Origin of the sequence: Granulicella sp. L60 (assembly GCF_009765825.1) — a bacterium.
In the GTDB taxonomy this organism is placed as follows: Bacteria; Acidobacteriota; Terriglobia; order Terriglobales; family Acidobacteriaceae; genus Edaphobacter.
On sequence record NZ_LMUR01000015.1, the window covers coordinates 528,798 to 543,806 of the forward strand.

Genomic DNA, 15,009 nt, shown 5'->3' on the forward strand with positions numbered 1-15,009 from the left:
CATCCTCCTCCGCATAGTCGACCGTGATTGCGCCTAGGCTTCGCGCCATCTCTAGACGTTCGGGCAGACGATCAATCGCGATCACTCGAGCTGCACCAAGCATGAACGCGCTGGCGATAGCGAACTGGCCGACGGGTCCACAGCCCCACACAGCGACGGTATCTCCCGGCTGGATCTGCGCATTCTCAGCTGCCATGTATCCAGTTGGAAAGATATCGGAGAGGAACAATACCTTCTCATCGGGAAGATCGCTCTCGATCTTCAATGGACCGACATTCGCAAAGGGAACACGTGCATACTGCGCCTGGCCACCGGCGTAACCGCCCATCATATGCGAATAGCCGAACAGGCCTGAGCCCGAATATCCGTAAGCCGCTTCCATCAGGTGAGCATTGGGATTGCTGTTGTCGCAGGCCGCCCAGATCTTCTTCTTGCAGAAGAGACAGTTCCCGCAGGCTATGGTGAACGGCACCACCACTCGATCGCCTCGACGCAGATTAGTCACGTCTTTGCCGACTTCTTCGACAATTCCCATGAACTCGTGACCCAGGATGTCTCCTGACTCCATCGTGGGAATGAATCCGTCATACAGATGAAGATCTGAGCCGCAAATCGCAGTCCGGGTGATCTTGATGATCGCATCATGCGGATTTAGTAGCTGCGGATCTGCTACGGTGAGTGTTTCTACTTTGCTTTTTCCCATCCAACAAACAGCTTTCATGACTTCCTCCGGTTACGCGAACTGGAACTGCGTGGGCTTCGATTGCGGCTTAGTTCGAGCCTGGTGGCGTTGGGATCTTCTCACCATAAGTGGACGCCTTTGTTTTTCCGATAAGGCCTCGATCGCCGTGAGGTTGTCCCTGGGTTCTTGGTATCTCTCCGGCCTCAGCGAGCGCTTTAAAGTGCCGCAGATTTTCGATTACGGCTTGCTTTGGATTACGGCCCACGAAGGTCTCCCATGCGCTGGCGAGCTTCCCCATGCGGAACTCCTGCAGCACTGTCACCATGGTGCCGCGACCGCCTGAAGCCTCTTCAAAGATAACCTCGCCTGCATTGTCTGAATCACCCCCGGTTGATCGCCACGCGATCCGCTTACCCGGTTCGTCCGCTAAGATTTCTGAGTCCCATTCAATGGTCTTTCCGTCTGTTTCCATAACCCAATGGGAGGTCCGTTCACCAGTTTTGACGACCCGAGTGATCTGTTCTTGCCATGCGGGTGCCCGTTCGACGTTGCGCCAGATTGTGTAGAGGTCTTCAGGGGAGGCCTGAACCAAGGCCGAAGTCCTGACCCATAGCTTGCCATCTTTGTCTTCGGGAGGAGGCAGATAGCGCCCATTGAGAATCATGCCGGCTGCACCGGTAGTGGGTAATTCTTCAGCGTACGGCTTTTCCGTAAGGGCAGAGGACATCGCAATCTCCTTTGCGTATCCGTACAACGCAATGTTTGGGTTTGTCTGGTGGCTTTCTCACAGACCTACTGACATAGACGCAGAAAGCTCGGTTCGCGTGGTCTGCCTCCGCAGACACAAAACACCGAGGCCCCTGTTGAGTAGGCCTCGGTGATCTTTGCTCTTAGCATCCCGTTACTTTTCCGAATTAGGCTTGGCCATCTTCTCGTGCATGGCACCCTTCACATTACCTGGCACAACGTTGGCTAGCGCACCTTCTAACTTCGTTTTGAAAGATGCGGCGTAGACATGATCCTTGCCCGCCAGCAATGCTTCGACACCCTGATGAGCTACATCGCCAGGCTGACTCTCCGACTTACCATTCTGTCCGACCTCGGTATCGTCCATCCCTGCGCGATGGAAAAAATCGGTATCCGTCGGTCCGGGCTGCAGCGCGGTGACGGTGATACCCGTCTCTTTCAACTCGTAGCGCAAGCTGTGAGCGAAGGAAAGAACAAATGCTTTCGTTGCCGCATAGACAGCCTCTCGAGGTGCTACCATCTCGCCTGCGATCGAAGCGGTAAAGAGGATCTTTCCGGCATCAAGCTCTCTCATATGCCGTACAACGGCTTTGGCCAACTGTACCGTGCCGACGCAATTGAGTTCGACCATATTCAGCTCGGCATCCAGATCCGTTTCTGAAAATAGTCCGCCTACTCCGACGCCTGCGTTGATGCAGGCGATATCGAGTGGCCGACCGAGCGACTGTATCTGAGACCATAGCTGATCGACACCGTCTCGGGTGGCGAGATCGGCATTTACTTCAATTACCTGATGTCCAATGCTGCGAATTTCTGCTGCGGCGGGAGCCAACCTGTCTCCTGCTGAAGCTATGATCACGTCATAACCTCTGCCTGCCAGCTCCTTCGCCAACCCGAAACCGATTCCGCTCGACGCGCCTGTAACTAATGCCAGCTTGTCATCCATGACCTTTGCTCCTGCAACTCAATGTGCGTGCGATCGTCCCACGCAGTCAGATGCAGACGCAACCGGACGCGATGGTCCGGTCCATGCGTGGTCATCACGAGCAAAGTCGAATAGTTAGATTCGTCCCCGTCCTCGTCCAAAGAGCAGGTAGATGACGACTAAGGCAAGGATCAGGCTGATGCCTCCCCCGCCGTAGTATCCAACGCCAGGTCCCATGTAGTACCCGCCGCCGCCGAAAAGAACTACTAAGAGAATGAGTATGAGAGGCATAGGCGGAAGTCTAGCATCTGTTTCGAGTCAGTTCTCGCGCTGTTCGCGAGCGAGCATCTTACATAGAGTACGCAGCACGTAAACCAAGACAGAGGCTTCCAAATGTATCATCACGTCAAAAAGTTAATGTACACCGTAAATATCGGAAAGCCGGACGTCCGGTTCGGCAATATGCTGCTCGAACAATTTGGTGGCGCCAACGGGGAGTTAGCCGCTGCGATGCAGTACACCATTCAGGGATGGAACTGTGTCGACGACCTCGGTCGCCGCGATTTGTTGCTCGACATTGGAACCGAAGAGCTAAGTCACCTTGAGGTCGTGGGCGCTCTCATTCGAATGCACTTGAAGCCATTGAAGACGAATCGCGAGGCGGCCGAAGCTGATCCTCTAGTCACGATCGCAGGTGGCGGCGGTGTCAATCTGTTTGATTCCATGGGCAACGCATGGACGGCGAACTATCTCAAGATCACGGGCGAGCTGGATGTGGACCTTCGCAGCAACATAGCGGCCGAAGCCCGGGCGAAGATTGTCTATGAGCGCCTGATCGACCACACCGACGATCCTGGCTCCATCGACACGCTCCAGTTCCTGATGACAAGAGAAATCACCCACATGAAAGCATTCCAGGCTGCGCTCGATAGCATGGAGAAACAGCCATTCTCGATTGGTATGCTGAAACCCACCCCGGGAATTGTGGACGAGTACTTCAATGGATCTACTGGAGATGGATCCGAGGGTGATACCGACATGCATGGACCATGGACTTCATCATTTGGACTTCACCCCGTCGAGTCGCAGCTCGTAGGAGGAAAGGGTCTATCCGTCGGCAACATCAACGGAAAGATTGCTGGAGAAGATCGGGGCAAGCAGGACGATGCTCAGAAAGCGACAACCTCTCCGGGGGCTGAAGCGATTGGTAAGAAGAAGGCCGTCAACGGAAAGGATGGGAAGAGCACCTCTCCGAAGAAGCGTTCCTGATCTGCAACATACGGCTAAATGTAGCGAAGGGCGATGGAGAGTGGTTGGTTCTTCCATCGTCCCTTTTCTAACGTTCTTCGACAAACTCTTCCAGCATGGAAAGAATCTGATCTCGGTGGGCACGGTAAAAAGCCAGATTGTCCGGAGCTATCGATTCGCTTTCAGGTTCTCCTGGCCTTCTCAATGCGCGACTACGTGCGTCCCGGCGACCAGCCCGAACAAGCACTATAACTCCCAGCACGACTTCTCTCGGGCTCAAACCGCATTTCTCCAAAGATGTGTGTTCTCGCGGATCCTGCGCGAGTTCGCGAACTAATTCATTCAACGAAGAATCCACCGCGCCCGTTGCTCTGACCATTGATCGCTCCGAGGCCTGAGTTGGAATCTTTCGCCTCATCCAGGACAGCCTTGTAGCGATTCAGGTAATCGTCCGTTAGTTTAAAGTTGCGAATTTCTCGCTCGTCCGTCGGGCTGAAGGATTGGGCCCGGGACGTGAGGGGGCAAAGAGCACACACACATGACAGTGCAAGCAGAATGGTTAGTTTGCTGGAAAGGAGCATCGACGACCCCAAAAATTGAAGTTAGGTCGAACTGATGAGAAGTTATATTGATGTTCTGTTGTGGGCGTTCGGATCGATACCTGCAACCCGCACAGCGTGCAATTGATGGGACGCAGACGCGTCTGAAATAGTTGTTACATTCAGTTAATGCCAGAGAGGGCGCGGAGCCAGAGTCGGTCCTGGCAATCGAACGCTCTTTCGTTCCGATAAATCGGCTAGCCGCGATGTTCCCGCAAATAAATCGGTTAGTGTCAAAGTCTATTTTGACTTCTCAAAGGGTTCCGATACCCACGTTGGGCTTGTCAGAACCATCGTCCACCTCGGCCCTTTCTGGTAAAGCTCGCCTTCCATCTTCACGAATGTCGGTACCTCACCATCAATGACCCACAGCTTAACGTCAGCGGGCTGTTTACCGATGACGGGCGCGACGACTCCAGATACTCCTCCGGGCTCGATATGAACGTTGAATCGATTGGAGCGGCGACTACCTCCTCCAACTCTTGCGCTGTCCGTACCATCCGGTTTGATCGAGAGTTTGACGACGCGGGGCTTTGAGGCCACAGCAAGATATGAGGTCTTGAATTCGGTCGCCTTCGCTGGAAAGTTCTCGACCACCATGGAGACCATTCCATTGACGAGATCGGATGGCAGGTCCATATGTTCAACCTTCAACTCGTCCTTCCCATCCTTCATCTCGCGCCAGGTGACCGCGCCAGCCGGAACGTCAACGGCCACGTCAACTGGCTCCGGGAAAGACGGCCCCTTTTGAATATGATGATCGCTTATAAGCTGAAAGACAGAACCCTGACGAAAGACAGTGCTTTCGTCGTCGATCGACCCATCCCGGAAACGGAAAACAAGGCGAGAATGTACTTTATCTCCTCGGATGACATTCACCTGATCACCAATCGCGATCACACGTCCGTCGTTCGTCTTCAGCAACAGAAAGCCGTGTACTGAGCCCTGCTTATGGGTTGCCGGAATAGGATCCGAGAAGGCAGAGAGAGCCGTGATCCAAAGGACAATGAGCGCACAGGCCAGGGATCGGCCCGATGCAAGCAACTGCGATTGAGAAAGTGAGGACATGATTGAGTTAGGCAGCTGAGTAATAGCTAGAGAGTTGGATGGTAGCTAGAGATATGTCAGTTGCATGTAGTGACCTTAGACAGCTAAGCCAAAAGAGCCAGCCTCGAGAGGCCGACTCTTGAATTGCCTGGCGTTGGCGGTCAATTAGTAGCGTGTTGTTACCTTCTCAACAACCACGGGCTCGTCATCGACGCGACCATCTACAACCTGATGTCCTTCCGAGATGTTTCCAAAGGTTCCGCGACCGCCTTTTGCATCTTCATTGCCCGCTTCGTTGGCGGAGGAGACATCGTGAGCGCCAGTGTCCTTCAGAGCTGCCTTGGCAGCATCGATCTGCTCCGAGGTATCGCAATGAACCGAGAGGAGGGTTCCGCCATCCTTGACCGCACCCTCATAGCGCTTTGCTTCGTATTCCGGAATGCCAAGGCCCACAAGCGCACCGACGATTCCGCCTACTGCTCCGCCAACCCCGAGGCCGGCGAGTGCTCCCATGATTGGACCCGCGGCGATGAGTGGGCCGACGCCGGGAATAGCCAAAGCACCTATGCCCGCCAACAGGCCCAGGGTTCCACCGATAACACCACCTGTCGTGACCCCGGTCGCTGTGCCTTCGGGAGCCTTGGTGCTCTTTTCATGAGCGAAGGCGCGTGTGCTCTCATCATCGGGTAGAAGAACAGAGATCGATTCGTTGGTGAATCCCTTCGACAGAAGGTGATCCACTGCGGCCTCCGCGGTAGCGGGGGTCTTATAAATACCGAACACTGCAACGTGTTTACTTGACATGTGTAGCTCCTATGAAACTTTCGAATCCGGGGTTGATGAGCGCGCGGCTTATTGCTTGACCGTGAGCTGATTCGTGAGATTGTCGGCGGAGATCACCGCAGCCGCATCGGATGCGACCTGCTGCTTCTCTCGTTCTGATTTCACAGGCCCTTTTAAAGTGACCTTGCCATCGAGTGTGATGATCTTCACGTTGTGGGCGTACGTCGAAAGCTGTTTGTCTGCGATGATGGCTTTCCGTATCTTTGCTGTGGTCATGCGATCAGCGGTTGCATTCGATTGGTTATCGGCGTTTTGGCTCTGGTTCTTATTCTGTTGTGAGTTATCGGGTGCGGTCTGCTGAGCATGAGCAATTGAGACCGGTCCGAGAGCGCAAAGGACCAACACCGCGGCAGCGGTGGGTATCTTACTGAGATGTTTCATGAGGAGCCTTTCGTCGGACGGATCGTCTGACCTACCGGGTTTACGCATCTAGCTTCCCGTATGTATTCATATAGTGTGACGGGAAGGACTGATGGCGAGTTGTCCTCTGTATTGACTATTACAAAGGGAACACAATGCAACGATGAGCGGGAAGGAGAATTCGTCTAATTGAAGGATGGGTGAGCTGACCCTCAACTTCGTGACTTTTTGAGTCTCAACTTCACATATTCGGCGTTTGACTTTGCCAATGCCGTGGAGATCCAACCGGTAGCGAGATCCGAAAGATAGTCCCACTTCTGCCCGAATCGCAGCTACTTCGGTATTGGATTGTTCCGCCATGACCTTGAACGATCTCTTTCACGATCCAAAGGCCGAGGCCGTTGCCTTCGACTTTGTTGCTCTTGAACGATTCGAATAGAGTCGGCCGCATGTGCTCAGGTATGCCGATTCCATTGTCTGCGATTGTGATAGTAGCGACATTCCGGCGTAATGCCACTCGCACGAAGAGATTGCCTGAGTGTGGCAATGCATCGATAGCGTTCAATAATAAGTTTGTGAGAACCTGAAAGATCTCGCCCTTCTTAACCGCAACCAACGCGGTCTCCACCGATCGAGTCTGAAGGTTGATTCGGTTCTTTGAAATTTGCTGGTCGTGGAGACGAAGGGCAGAAGTTGCCAACTCCACCAGATCAATCTCTTTGGCCTCTCCGTCCAGGCGAATGAAGCTTAGGCTTCTACTCGTGATCTCTCCCAGACCCCGTAACTGGCTGTCCGCCTCATCCAGATAGTCGATGCTCGGAGACGAAGGCTCAGCGAGGTTCCTGGACAGGAAAATAAGATTCGTGAGGGCTGCAAGACGATTATTGACCTCATGCATCGTTGCGCCAACCCACCTGCCCGCCAAGGCAAGTTGGTGATAGCGTCTGAGATTTTCTTCGCAGGCTTTGAGCTTCTGACCTTCGTCCGCAAAGGATTCGCGATTGGAGGGGGGCGAGTGCATGAGCTATCTGAGGAGATTGGATGTCTTAAGGTTGGCTAGGGGCGCAAACGCTAATGTTCACGTTACCACTTGCGTCAGCCAGTTGACACAACCAATCGGCCAGGAACGAAAATCAGGCTCTTAGCTTTGCGAGCAGGTCCGTAGGATGGACGGGTTGGAGAGTAGATCGAAGTGATAGCCCTGCTCCCGAGCTTCCTCAAGGAGATCCGCTGTCGAAGCCTTTCCAGAGAATAGCAAGACCTTGCATTGAGGCTGCGCTTTCCGGAAGTGAATCGCTAATTCAATTCCTGTCATTCCGGGCATCATGACATCGCTGATGAGGAGATCAGGAGTTGTGTCGTCACATGCGGCAATCGCCGTGTTTGGGTTATCGAAAGCGCTCGCCTTGAATCCTGCTTGATTCAAAATGATGGCGAGGGTGCGTGCAATCACAGGTTCGTCATCGACAACAAAGACGACACGACTAGTATCTGGCACCCGACACCTCTTTCTGCTTCCTGGACCTTGCTGCCCAATAATTCCTCAGGAATGGATATTAGCATTGGCTCTCGCTCCAGACGTGATGAGTCTTATATAGGAGACGAAATACTGTAGAGAAAAGATGCGTCGCACATCATCAGATGCTTGACCAAGTGAGAGCTGGCGAGCTCACTGCTCCATTATCGCCGGATGGCTGGGACCTTGGACATCAGAAGAGCTGGTTTGCGACCTTGAGAGATAACGCTTCCATTCATCACCTTCAGCGATAGTCTTGAGCAACGTGAAACGTTTGCGCATCAGGCCGGCTATATGTGGCACCAATACCCATTGGCCGATGAGATCCCCAAACCATCCCCACTGCATAACGAAACGCAGTTCGTCCGATAGAAGGACGGTTCCATCGCCACGATCATTGAAATGATGATCATGTTCAAATCGGGCAAATCTTCCTGCGATCATGCGGTCTCGGAAGAACAGCAGAGGTTCGAAAAGTTCAATGAGGCTCTCGTGAAACTGGGGCAGACCCAACTGCCAGCCCTCCCATCGCACGGTATCGCCTTCCACTACCAGACCCGAGGTGCGCCCTTTGACCGGATGCATCCCAAGTTCTCGCTCGACAATCTCAACGCTTGTGGACAATAGAAAACAACGCTCCATTGGCGCACGAACCAGGATTTCTTCGCGTACGTGGTACTCCCGATTCATAGGCCTTTTTATGCGGCCTTCTGTGCATTTTTGATCAGCTTCAATCCGGTGTCTGCACCTTTGCATCCCAGCAAGTGATACTTCTTCCCTTCGAGATTGTGATAGTTGACGAAGAAGTCCTGCACCTCCTCCAACCATTCCGAGGGAAGATCCTTTAGCCTCTGGATATTCGCATACTGATGGTTCGCTTCGGCCACCGCGATCAGCCGGTCATTCCTGATCTTGTCTTTCCCGTCAAGTTGCTCTCCTTCAATCACCCCAATGAGGCGGGCGCGAACGGCGCAGCCCGGAAAAGCGGGCTCGTCCATGAGCAGCAAGACATCGATCGGATCGCCATCCGGCGCAATGGTCTGAGGAAGAAAGCCGAAATCATAAGGGAATACCATGCCCACCGGGAGGACCTTCTTGAGCGCGAAGATCCCCTGGTCGGGATCGTAGGCAAACTTGTTCCGGCTACCGGCAGGCGTTTCGATGATGACCTGCAAGAGCCCATCTTTTTTATCGATCGGTTTCAACTTTGTGGGATCTGCGAGCGATTTCATGCTTCTACCTCTTTTCTGCCTGGGGAACTACGCCTGTTACGCTCGATGCATTCTGCTCGTATCTTTTCGTATCGCGCCTGCAATACGTCCAGCTCTCCATCGCTCAGCTTCTCAATGTCCATCATCTGATCGCCAGCGGCATCAATGGCATGAATCAATTCGTTGAGCTTGAGATTGATGGCTCTCGCATCCCGGTTCTGAGTGTTCTGAATCAGGAAGACCATCAGGAAGGTGACGATCGTAGTGCCCGTATTGATGACCAGTTGCCAGGTATCGGAGTAGTGGAAAAATGATCCCGTGGCCGCCCAGATCACGATCAGCAGAATAGCTCCAAGAAATGCCCACTTCGATCCGAGCCAACCGGACGATGTCGTTGCGAACTTGCCGAAGGCATCGCCTTTGGTTTCGACAGCAATTTGTGTCGATATCTTGCCCACTGTATCTTTGGTCGTGTTCTGGGCGGTTACACGAATCTTAGCCAACTGAGTTCCTCATTCCTGCACTTATCGTGAACTCTATCCTTCTCGTTTTGCAGTCGCATTGACTTGCTTTGCGACTCCGCTCAACGTCTTATCGGCAGCCTTCTCCTCGGCCAGGGTTTCGTCCAGGAGAGAAGCAACTTCGGATAGACCCAGCAGCTTTGCAAACTCTCGGGCGGATCCATATCCCGCCATCTCGTAGTGTTCCACTCGCTGGGCCGCAGAGATCAGGGCGGCATCACGAATCGTCCCCTTATCCGTATCCTCCAGAACTTCGGAGCCTTCTTCGAGGACCCCCTTCATTCCGACACAGGTCTTGCCTGTCAGCTTTTTGCCCACCAACTCCCCGATCTTTTCGAGTCGGATCACCTGCCCCTTCGTCTCTTCCAGATGGTTGAGAATCGCTTGTTGCAACTGGGGGGTGGTCGCGGCTTTGGCCAACTTGGGTAGCGCCCGGACGATTTGTTTTTCCGCTGAGTAAAGATCCTTCAACTCATCGATTAAAAGCTCCTGCATTGTTCCAACGCTCATTGGTTTCCTCCTGGGAATTGCAGCTGTATCGCCTTCATGAGATGAATTTGTGCATCTAACTGTTGTATATAGTGAGCAAGAGCCGAGCCTACTATTGCTTTAGTATGCAGACGCTTCACAGACGAAGGTTCGCGTTTTTCGCCAAATAGATCTGTGAGCCGAATTTCTAAGCAACATCGATGGAGTTACAAGTCTTGAAATCCGAACCCGACATGCCCCTCTCGGCCCCCGGCAAGTCCGGAAGAACCGATATCGATACCCGATTGCATTTCGCCGCCCTCGTCAACTCCTCGAATGATCCGATACTCACGAAGGATCTTGATGGCAGGATCCTTAGCTGGAATCGTGCCGCGGCCCGAGTGTTCGGCTATGAGGAGAACGAGATCGTGGGCGAATCAATTTTGCGGCTTATCCCGTCAGACTTCCACCAGGCGGAGAACGAGCTCCTTCGACGGCTAAAGGTGGGAGAAACAATCGATCCATACGAAACCACCTGGACCCGAAAGGACGGAGCAGACATACCAGTCTTGGTAACGGTCTATCACGTGAGAAACGAAACCGGAGATGTGATCGGAGCCTCCAAAATCGCATGCGATCTTTCCGAACGCAAGAGGAACGACGAGAGTCGTTTCAGGTTGGCGGCTATCGTTGACTCTGCCGATGACGCCATCGTCAGCAAGGACCTGAACGGCATTATCTCGACCTGGAACGAAGGGGCGCATCGGATGTTCGGCTACAGTGCGGAAGAGATAATTGGCCAATCCATCCTGCGAATCGTTCCGGATGAGTTGCGTCACGAAGAGGACGAGATTCTGCGGAAGTTGAGAGCGGGTGAGCGAATAGATCACTATGAGACGACCCGCAGAAAGAAGAGCGGTGAAAGCGTTGACGTCTCGGTAACGATCTCACCGATCCGGAACGGAGCGGGCCAGGTGACGGGCGCCTCAAAGATTGCGCGCGACATCTCGGACCGGAAACGGATCGAGCGTCTGCTGATCCAATCGGAAAAACTCGCGGCCACGGGGCGGATGGCGGCGACGATCGCTCACGAGATTAATAACCCCTTGGAATCCGTAATGAACCTCATCTATCTGGCACGTCAGCATAGTGTTGTCGAAGGAAAGGTCCATCAATATCTCGTGACGGCGGAAGAGGAGCTAGAACGCGTCTCCCATATTGCCCGGCAGACACTGGGCTATTACAAAGACACTGGATCACCCTCCGAGGTCGCTCTCCATGCGCTCATCGAAAACGTGCTTGCGGTTTACAATTCCAGACTGACCGCCCTCGGTATCTCGGTGGACCTTCAATTCAACGATCTTCAGAAGATCGTTGTGAGTAAGGGGGAGATGCTCCAGGTGCTGTCGAATATCATCGCAAATGCCATCGACTCCATGCGCGATGGTGGATCTTTGAAGATTTCAACCCGAAAGGTGCTTGGATCCTCAGGAGATGGTATTCAGACCGTGATTCGCGACAGTGGGACTGGGATCAAACAGGAACATCTGGAAAGGATCTTCGAGCCCTTCTTTACGACGAAGGGCGATCTAGGGACAGGCATCGGTCTGTGGGTCGCCAGACAGCTTGTGGAGCGGCGTGGCGGCCAGATCTCTGTCGCGAGCAGTACTGAAAAAGAAAGCAGCGGGACCACCATCACGATCTTTCTCCCTCTTGCCTTTCCCATATCGCGCCTTACCACTGAGCAATAATAAAATATTGAAACTGGGTCATATCTATGTTCGAGCCGTCCTCAATTGTCATTCACGCAGCAGATGAATTTCTCCGAAATCACTTTAGGAATTTGATGGATGGAGCAGATTCTAAAGAGCAGCAGCGAAGTCTGCCCAAAGTTCTGGTTGTAGACGATGAGCGCCGCATCGCCGATACCCTGGCTGAGATACTCGAGTTGGCGGGTTTCCATGTGATGGTCGCCTATGACGGGTGGGAAGCCCTGGACCAGGCGGCACGCTTTCATCCCGACTATCTCCTTTCCGATGTGTTGATGCCGCAAATGAATGGCGTCGAGTTGGCCATTGCCATCCGGAAGATATATCCGGCCGCAAGAATACTGCTCTTCTCGGGACAGGCGGGAATATCAAATATCCTTTTGGAGGGACAAAGGCAGGGCTTTGAATTTGAGTTGGTCGCCAAACCCATTCACCCTACTAAATTGATAGAGCTCCTCAAGAGCGACGACTGACTCCCAAAACGGTGGGGGTGCCCGTTCTGGATGTCCTGATGTTTGCTAATCAGGCATTTTGCTGCATCGGAATATTCTGCGGTTCTGGAAGTGAGCCTGCCGGCAGTTGTTCGGCCTTCGACTCTCGATTCGCTGCTGCAAATCTTGCCGTAGGGAAGGCCGTGGGGTAATGCTCTCTTACCCAATCCATCATCTCTTCTCTCACCAGGCATTGCAGGTCAAAGGCCTTGCTTGAATCCGGTGCGCCCATGAGGCAGCGTATCTCCATACTGCGATCGGTCAGGTTCGTCACTTGAAGCCCAATCACTGTGCCATCCCACTGGGGAGCGGCCCTGACCACGACCTCCAGCTGCTTGCGAAGCTCTTTCACAGGCACCTCGTAATCGAGGTAAAGAAACGACGTAGTCAGGATATTTGCGCTCTGCCTCGTCCAGTTCGCGAACGGGTTCTCGATGAACCAACTTAGCGGAACGATCAACCGTCGCAGGTCCCAGATCTTCAGTACCACATAGGACGACGTGATCTCCTCGACCCGGGCCCATTCTCCGGAGACCACGACAACATCATCGATTCGGATCGGCTCTGTAAGCGCGATCTGTAATCCAGCGAGGAAGTTGGATGCCGTGGTCTTTGCCGCCGCCGCCAGTATCAGTGATGCCACACCTGCTGACGCCAGCAAGCCCGATCCGTAGTGCCATATCCGCGGATCATCGAAGGTCCACAATAGGGCGCCCATCGTCAGAACGATCACGAACGTTATTGCGATTCTGCGGAACAACTGAAATTGAGTATGAACCCGTCTCGCCCGAATATTGTCGGCAACCGTCACATCGTATTTGCGCAATAAGAAATCCTGAGCGACATACACGCATCCTGTGAAGAACCAACCCAGGGCGACAACGACGATCATGAAAATGACGTGTTGCACCTTATGTTCGATGTCAGCAGGGAGATCAGGCACAAACGGCAGCACGATCAATACGCACGTCAACAGAAAAATGGCACGCGCGGGGCTGCCAAGATGTTTCTGCAGACCCCAGCCGACTCTTAGCTCTGCCGGCCCTTGTCGGCGAAGCAGTCGAAACAGTAAAAAGTGAAAAGCATTCGCTAAAAATAGCGCGGCGCAGAAAAGAAAGATGACGAAAAACCATCGATGATGCGTGTACATCGCGAATATGACACCCATTGGCAAAATTCTCCTCCGAAGTCCGATGAAACTGTTCTCTTAGACGCGATTTGTGATTTGCTATCGATTGCAGAAGTTAGGATTTCGATTCCACCGGTCGACTAACCGGCTCTAAATCGGCAAATAATGAGTTGCTACACCAATGAATGCGATGTGCGATCGAGGTCGATACTCTCGGGATTGTCTAAAAGTTTCCTGAGCCGATGCCTCGATTTCCTGCCGAGAGATAGAGAAATGGGGCTCCTCTCTTGGCCTCCAGTCCCTCCGCGAGCGCCACGTGCTGCACCCGGGCGCTGGCTCCGCCCGTTTTTCCGCGGATTCGGGAATAGCCAGAGGCCGTTTTGTCAACGGTGGGCTTCTGGACTACGTTCGATCAACCGGCGGCGGCGCGGTGGCTCGCCGCCTATCTGCAAAATCGCTCGGTGAAGAACTATCTCGAGTCCGTGATTACGACGTCAGAGGGGACCGGGGGGAAGCCGCAGGTATATTCAGATCCGCAGCTTTGAGCGCACGATCTCGGTCGAAGAGCTCGAGGGCAGGGGCAGGCAGTATCTGACTGGAGATCTGAGCGGGGAAGAAGTCGACCTCGTCAGGCTGTTCCATCGCGGGGTGAAGCGACGGGCGGACGGCAGGAGCATCATCCGATAGGCATGCTCGATGATGACGAAGATGCCTGAGGCTCGCTCGTCTTCGGCGTTCAGATGCCGACAACGAGACCGAGGTATCGACCTATCTCCGCCGTCATCCCTTCGTAGAAGCCGGAGTACCCTCTCACGTCAAACAGAGATTGCGTGAATTCGGTAGTCTTAGAATCTGCGGCCAACAAGGGACCTTGGAGACATATTCGATGCAAACACCCATTTTGATTCTTCCCGGTCTTAACAACTCAGGATCTCAACACTGGCAGACCGCGTGGCAGGGTCGTAGGGTCGACGCACTGAGGTTGGAACCTGCCAGCTGGAACGCTCCCCAATTAGACGACTGGATGGAAGCGTTGTCCAAGTCCATCCAGGCTTGCGCGGGCCCCCCGATTCTCGTAGCCCATAGCATGGGGTGTCTCCTATCCGTCAACTGGGCGATCCATCATCATTCGAATCTCTCGATTCGAGGAGCCTTCCTTGTCGCCCCTCCAAACTTCAAGCGGCGGGAGTTTCCAGCTCAGTCGTTCACGCAAATTCCGGAATCGCCGGTCCCTTATCCCTCCCTCGTCGTAGCCAGTACGAATGATCCGTATTGCCCAATCGTCGTAGCTGCGGAGTTGGCGAAGAGTTGGGGAGCTGGATTCGTTTGTGTCGGGGAGCGCGGGCACATATCAACGGAGCCGGGGAATGGAGACTGGCAGGAAGGGTGGAATTTGCTCGAAGCTTTTGCCGCGGGAATCGGCGTGCACATTTGAAAGTTAGCTATGGTTTGA

The 15,009-nt window shown here is 53.6% G+C and carries 19 protein-coding genes; 5 read left to right on the top strand and 14 right to left on the bottom strand.

Annotated features, from left to right (window positions below):
* The 4 genes from GSQ82_RS09400 to GSQ82_RS09415 form a co-directional block, all read right to left on the bottom strand.
* Positions 1–721: alcohol dehydrogenase catalytic domain-containing protein (locus tag GSQ82_RS09400; protein ID WP_158791999.1), on the bottom strand; the 721-nt coding region annotated here is incomplete at its 3' end.
* A 49-nt stretch (positions 722–770) separates the two neighbouring features.
* Positions 771–1,409: an SRPBCC family protein gene (locus GSQ82_RS09405; RefSeq protein ID WP_158792000.1), complete on the bottom strand. Its 639-nt coding sequence runs from the start codon at positions 1,407–1,409 to the stop codon at positions 771–773.
* A gap of 174 nt (positions 1,410–1,583) precedes the next feature.
* Positions 1,584–2,375, bottom strand: a complete 792-nt coding sequence (locus tag GSQ82_RS09410; RefSeq protein ID WP_158792001.1) for an SDR family oxidoreductase — start codon at positions 2,373–2,375, stop codon at positions 1,584–1,586.
* Positions 2,376–2,489: 114 nt separating this feature from the next.
* Positions 2,490–2,645 carry a DUF3309 domain-containing protein gene (locus GSQ82_RS09415; RefSeq protein ID WP_158792002.1) on the bottom strand — a complete coding sequence of 52 codons (156 nt, stop codon included), beginning with the start codon at positions 2,643–2,645 and terminating at the stop codon, positions 2,490–2,492.
* 102 nt (positions 2,646–2,747) lie between these two features.
* On the opposite strand from GSQ82_RS09415, the gene GSQ82_RS09420 reads away from it, so the two are divergent.
* Positions 2,748–3,623, top strand: a complete 876-nt coding sequence (locus GSQ82_RS09420) for a manganese catalase family protein (RefSeq protein ID WP_158792003.1) — start codon at positions 2,748–2,750, stop codon at positions 3,621–3,623.
* 818 nt (positions 3,624–4,441) lie between these two features.
* Here the strand turns inward: GSQ82_RS09420 and GSQ82_RS09425 are convergent.
* The 9 genes from GSQ82_RS09425 to GSQ82_RS09465 form a co-directional block, all read right to left on the bottom strand.
* Complete coding sequence (locus GSQ82_RS09425) at positions 4,442–5,125, bottom strand: hypothetical protein (RefSeq protein WP_158792004.1); 684 nt, start codon at positions 5,123–5,125, stop codon at positions 4,442–4,444.
* Between the two features lie 288 nt (positions 5,126–5,413).
* Positions 5,414–6,052 carry a DUF3341 domain-containing protein gene (locus GSQ82_RS09430; protein ID WP_158792005.1) on the bottom strand — a complete coding sequence of 213 codons (639 nt, stop codon included), beginning with the start codon at positions 6,050–6,052 and terminating at the stop codon, positions 5,414–5,416.
* Positions 6,053–6,100: 48 nt separating this feature from the next.
* On the bottom strand, positions 6,101–6,472 hold the full coding sequence (locus GSQ82_RS09435) for a BON domain-containing protein (protein ID WP_158792006.1): 372 nt from the start codon (positions 6,470–6,472) through the stop codon (positions 6,101–6,103).
* A gap of 220 nt (positions 6,473–6,692) precedes the next feature.
* Positions 6,693–7,472, bottom strand: a complete 780-nt coding sequence (locus GSQ82_RS25680) for a sensor histidine kinase (RefSeq protein WP_371417185.1) — start codon at positions 7,470–7,472, stop codon at positions 6,693–6,695.
* Positions 7,473–7,592: 120 nt separating this feature from the next.
* Complete coding sequence (locus GSQ82_RS09445) at positions 7,593–7,949, bottom strand: response regulator (RefSeq protein ID WP_371417186.1); 357 nt, start codon at positions 7,947–7,949, stop codon at positions 7,593–7,595.
* Positions 7,950–8,120: 171 nt separating this feature from the next.
* The gene (locus GSQ82_RS09450; protein ID WP_158792008.1) at positions 8,121–8,657 is read right to left on the bottom strand and encodes a hypothetical protein; all 537 of its coding nucleotides are present in this window, start codon (positions 8,655–8,657) and stop codon (positions 8,121–8,123) included.
* Between the two features lie 8 nt (positions 8,658–8,665).
* Positions 8,666–9,199 (bottom strand): inorganic diphosphatase, encoded by a 534-nt coding sequence (locus GSQ82_RS09455; protein WP_158792009.1) that lies wholly within the window; start codon positions 9,197–9,199, stop codon positions 8,666–8,668.
* Positions 9,196–9,681 carry a low affinity iron permease family protein gene (locus GSQ82_RS09460; protein WP_254061536.1) on the bottom strand — a complete coding sequence of 162 codons (486 nt, stop codon included), beginning with the start codon at positions 9,679–9,681 and terminating at the stop codon, positions 9,196–9,198. Before GSQ82_RS09460 ends, GSQ82_RS09455 begins: the two co-directional genes overlap by 4 nt.
* Positions 9,682–9,714: 33 nt before the next feature.
* Positions 9,715–10,209 carry a ferritin-like domain-containing protein gene (locus GSQ82_RS09465; protein ID WP_158792010.1) on the bottom strand — a complete coding sequence of 165 codons (495 nt, stop codon included), beginning with the start codon at positions 10,207–10,209 and terminating at the stop codon, positions 9,715–9,717.
* A gap of 194 nt (positions 10,210–10,403) precedes the next feature.
* Between GSQ82_RS09465 and GSQ82_RS09470 the strand changes: the two genes are divergently transcribed.
* Both GSQ82_RS09470 and GSQ82_RS09475 read left to right on the top strand, forming a co-directional pair.
* Positions 10,404–11,918: a PAS domain-containing sensor histidine kinase gene (locus GSQ82_RS09470; RefSeq protein WP_254061537.1), complete on the top strand. Its 1,515-nt coding sequence runs from the start codon at positions 10,404–10,406 to the stop codon at positions 11,916–11,918.
* A 26-nt stretch (positions 11,919–11,944) separates the two neighbouring features.
* Positions 11,945–12,409, top strand: coding sequence for a response regulator (locus tag GSQ82_RS09475; protein WP_158792011.1), 465 nt, complete (start codon positions 11,945–11,947; stop codon positions 12,407–12,409).
* Positions 12,410–12,458: 49 nt separating this feature from the next.
* Here GSQ82_RS09475 and GSQ82_RS09480 read toward each other — a convergent pair whose 3' ends face one another.
* Positions 12,459–13,595, bottom strand: a complete 1,137-nt coding sequence (locus GSQ82_RS09480; RefSeq protein ID WP_254061538.1) for a mechanosensitive ion channel family protein — start codon at positions 13,593–13,595, stop codon at positions 12,459–12,461.
* Between the two features lie 341 nt (positions 13,596–13,936).
* On the opposite strand from GSQ82_RS09480, the gene GSQ82_RS09485 reads away from it, so the two are divergent.
* Entirely contained in the window at positions 13,937–14,101 is a 165-nt protein-coding gene (locus tag GSQ82_RS09485; protein WP_158792012.1) for a hypothetical protein, read from the top strand.
* A gap of 341 nt (positions 14,102–14,442) precedes the next feature.
* A complete protein-coding gene (locus GSQ82_RS09490) occupies positions 14,443–14,991 on the top strand; it encodes an alpha/beta hydrolase (protein ID WP_158792013.1) in 549 nt (182 codons plus the stop codon).
* Positions 14,992–15,009: the final 18 nt, after the last annotated feature.

What these genes read in the sequence shown, in the direction of transcription:
- GSQ82_RS09405 (WP_158792000.1), bottom strand. Translation starts at nt 1,409, where the DNA reads ATGTCCTCTGCCCTTACGGAAAAGCCGTACGCTGAAGAATTACCCACT.
- GSQ82_RS09410 (WP_158792001.1), bottom strand. Translation starts at nt 2,375, where the DNA reads ATGGATGACAAGCTGGCATTAGTTACAGGCGCGTCGAGCGGAATCGGT.
- GSQ82_RS09415 (WP_158792002.1), bottom strand. Translation starts at nt 2,645, where the DNA reads ATGCCTCTCATACTCATTCTCTTAGTAGTTCTTTTCGGCGGCGGCGGG.
- GSQ82_RS09420 (WP_158792003.1), top strand. Translation starts at nt 2,748, where the DNA reads ATGTATCATCACGTCAAAAAGTTAATGTACACCGTAAATATCGGAAAG.
- GSQ82_RS09430 (WP_158792005.1), bottom strand. Translation starts at nt 6,052, where the DNA reads ATGTCAAGTAAACACGTTGCAGTGTTCGGTATTTATAAGACCCCCGCT.
- GSQ82_RS09435 (WP_158792006.1), bottom strand. Translation starts at nt 6,472, where the DNA reads ATGAAACATCTCAGTAAGATACCCACCGCTGCCGCGGTGTTGGTCCTT.
- GSQ82_RS25680 (WP_371417185.1), bottom strand. Translation starts at nt 7,472, where the DNA reads ATGCACTCGCCCCCCTCCAATCGCGAATCCTTTGCGGACGAAGGTCAG.
- GSQ82_RS09450 (WP_158792008.1), bottom strand. Translation starts at nt 8,657, where the DNA reads ATGAATCGGGAGTACCACGTACGCGAAGAAATCCTGGTTCGTGCGCCA.
- GSQ82_RS09455 (WP_158792009.1), bottom strand. Translation starts at nt 9,199, where the DNA reads ATGAAATCGCTCGCAGATCCCACAAAGTTGAAACCGATCGATAAAAAA.
- GSQ82_RS09465 (WP_158792010.1), bottom strand. Translation starts at nt 10,209, where the DNA reads ATGAGCGTTGGAACAATGCAGGAGCTTTTAATCGATGAGTTGAAGGAT.
- GSQ82_RS09475 (WP_158792011.1), top strand. Translation starts at nt 11,945, where the DNA reads ATGTTCGAGCCGTCCTCAATTGTCATTCACGCAGCAGATGAATTTCTC.
- GSQ82_RS09480 (WP_254061538.1), bottom strand. Translation starts at nt 13,595, where the DNA reads ATGGGTGTCATATTCGCGATGTACACGCATCATCGATGGTTTTTCGTC.
- GSQ82_RS09490 (WP_158792013.1), top strand. Translation starts at nt 14,443, where the DNA reads ATGCAAACACCCATTTTGATTCTTCCCGGTCTTAACAACTCAGGATCT.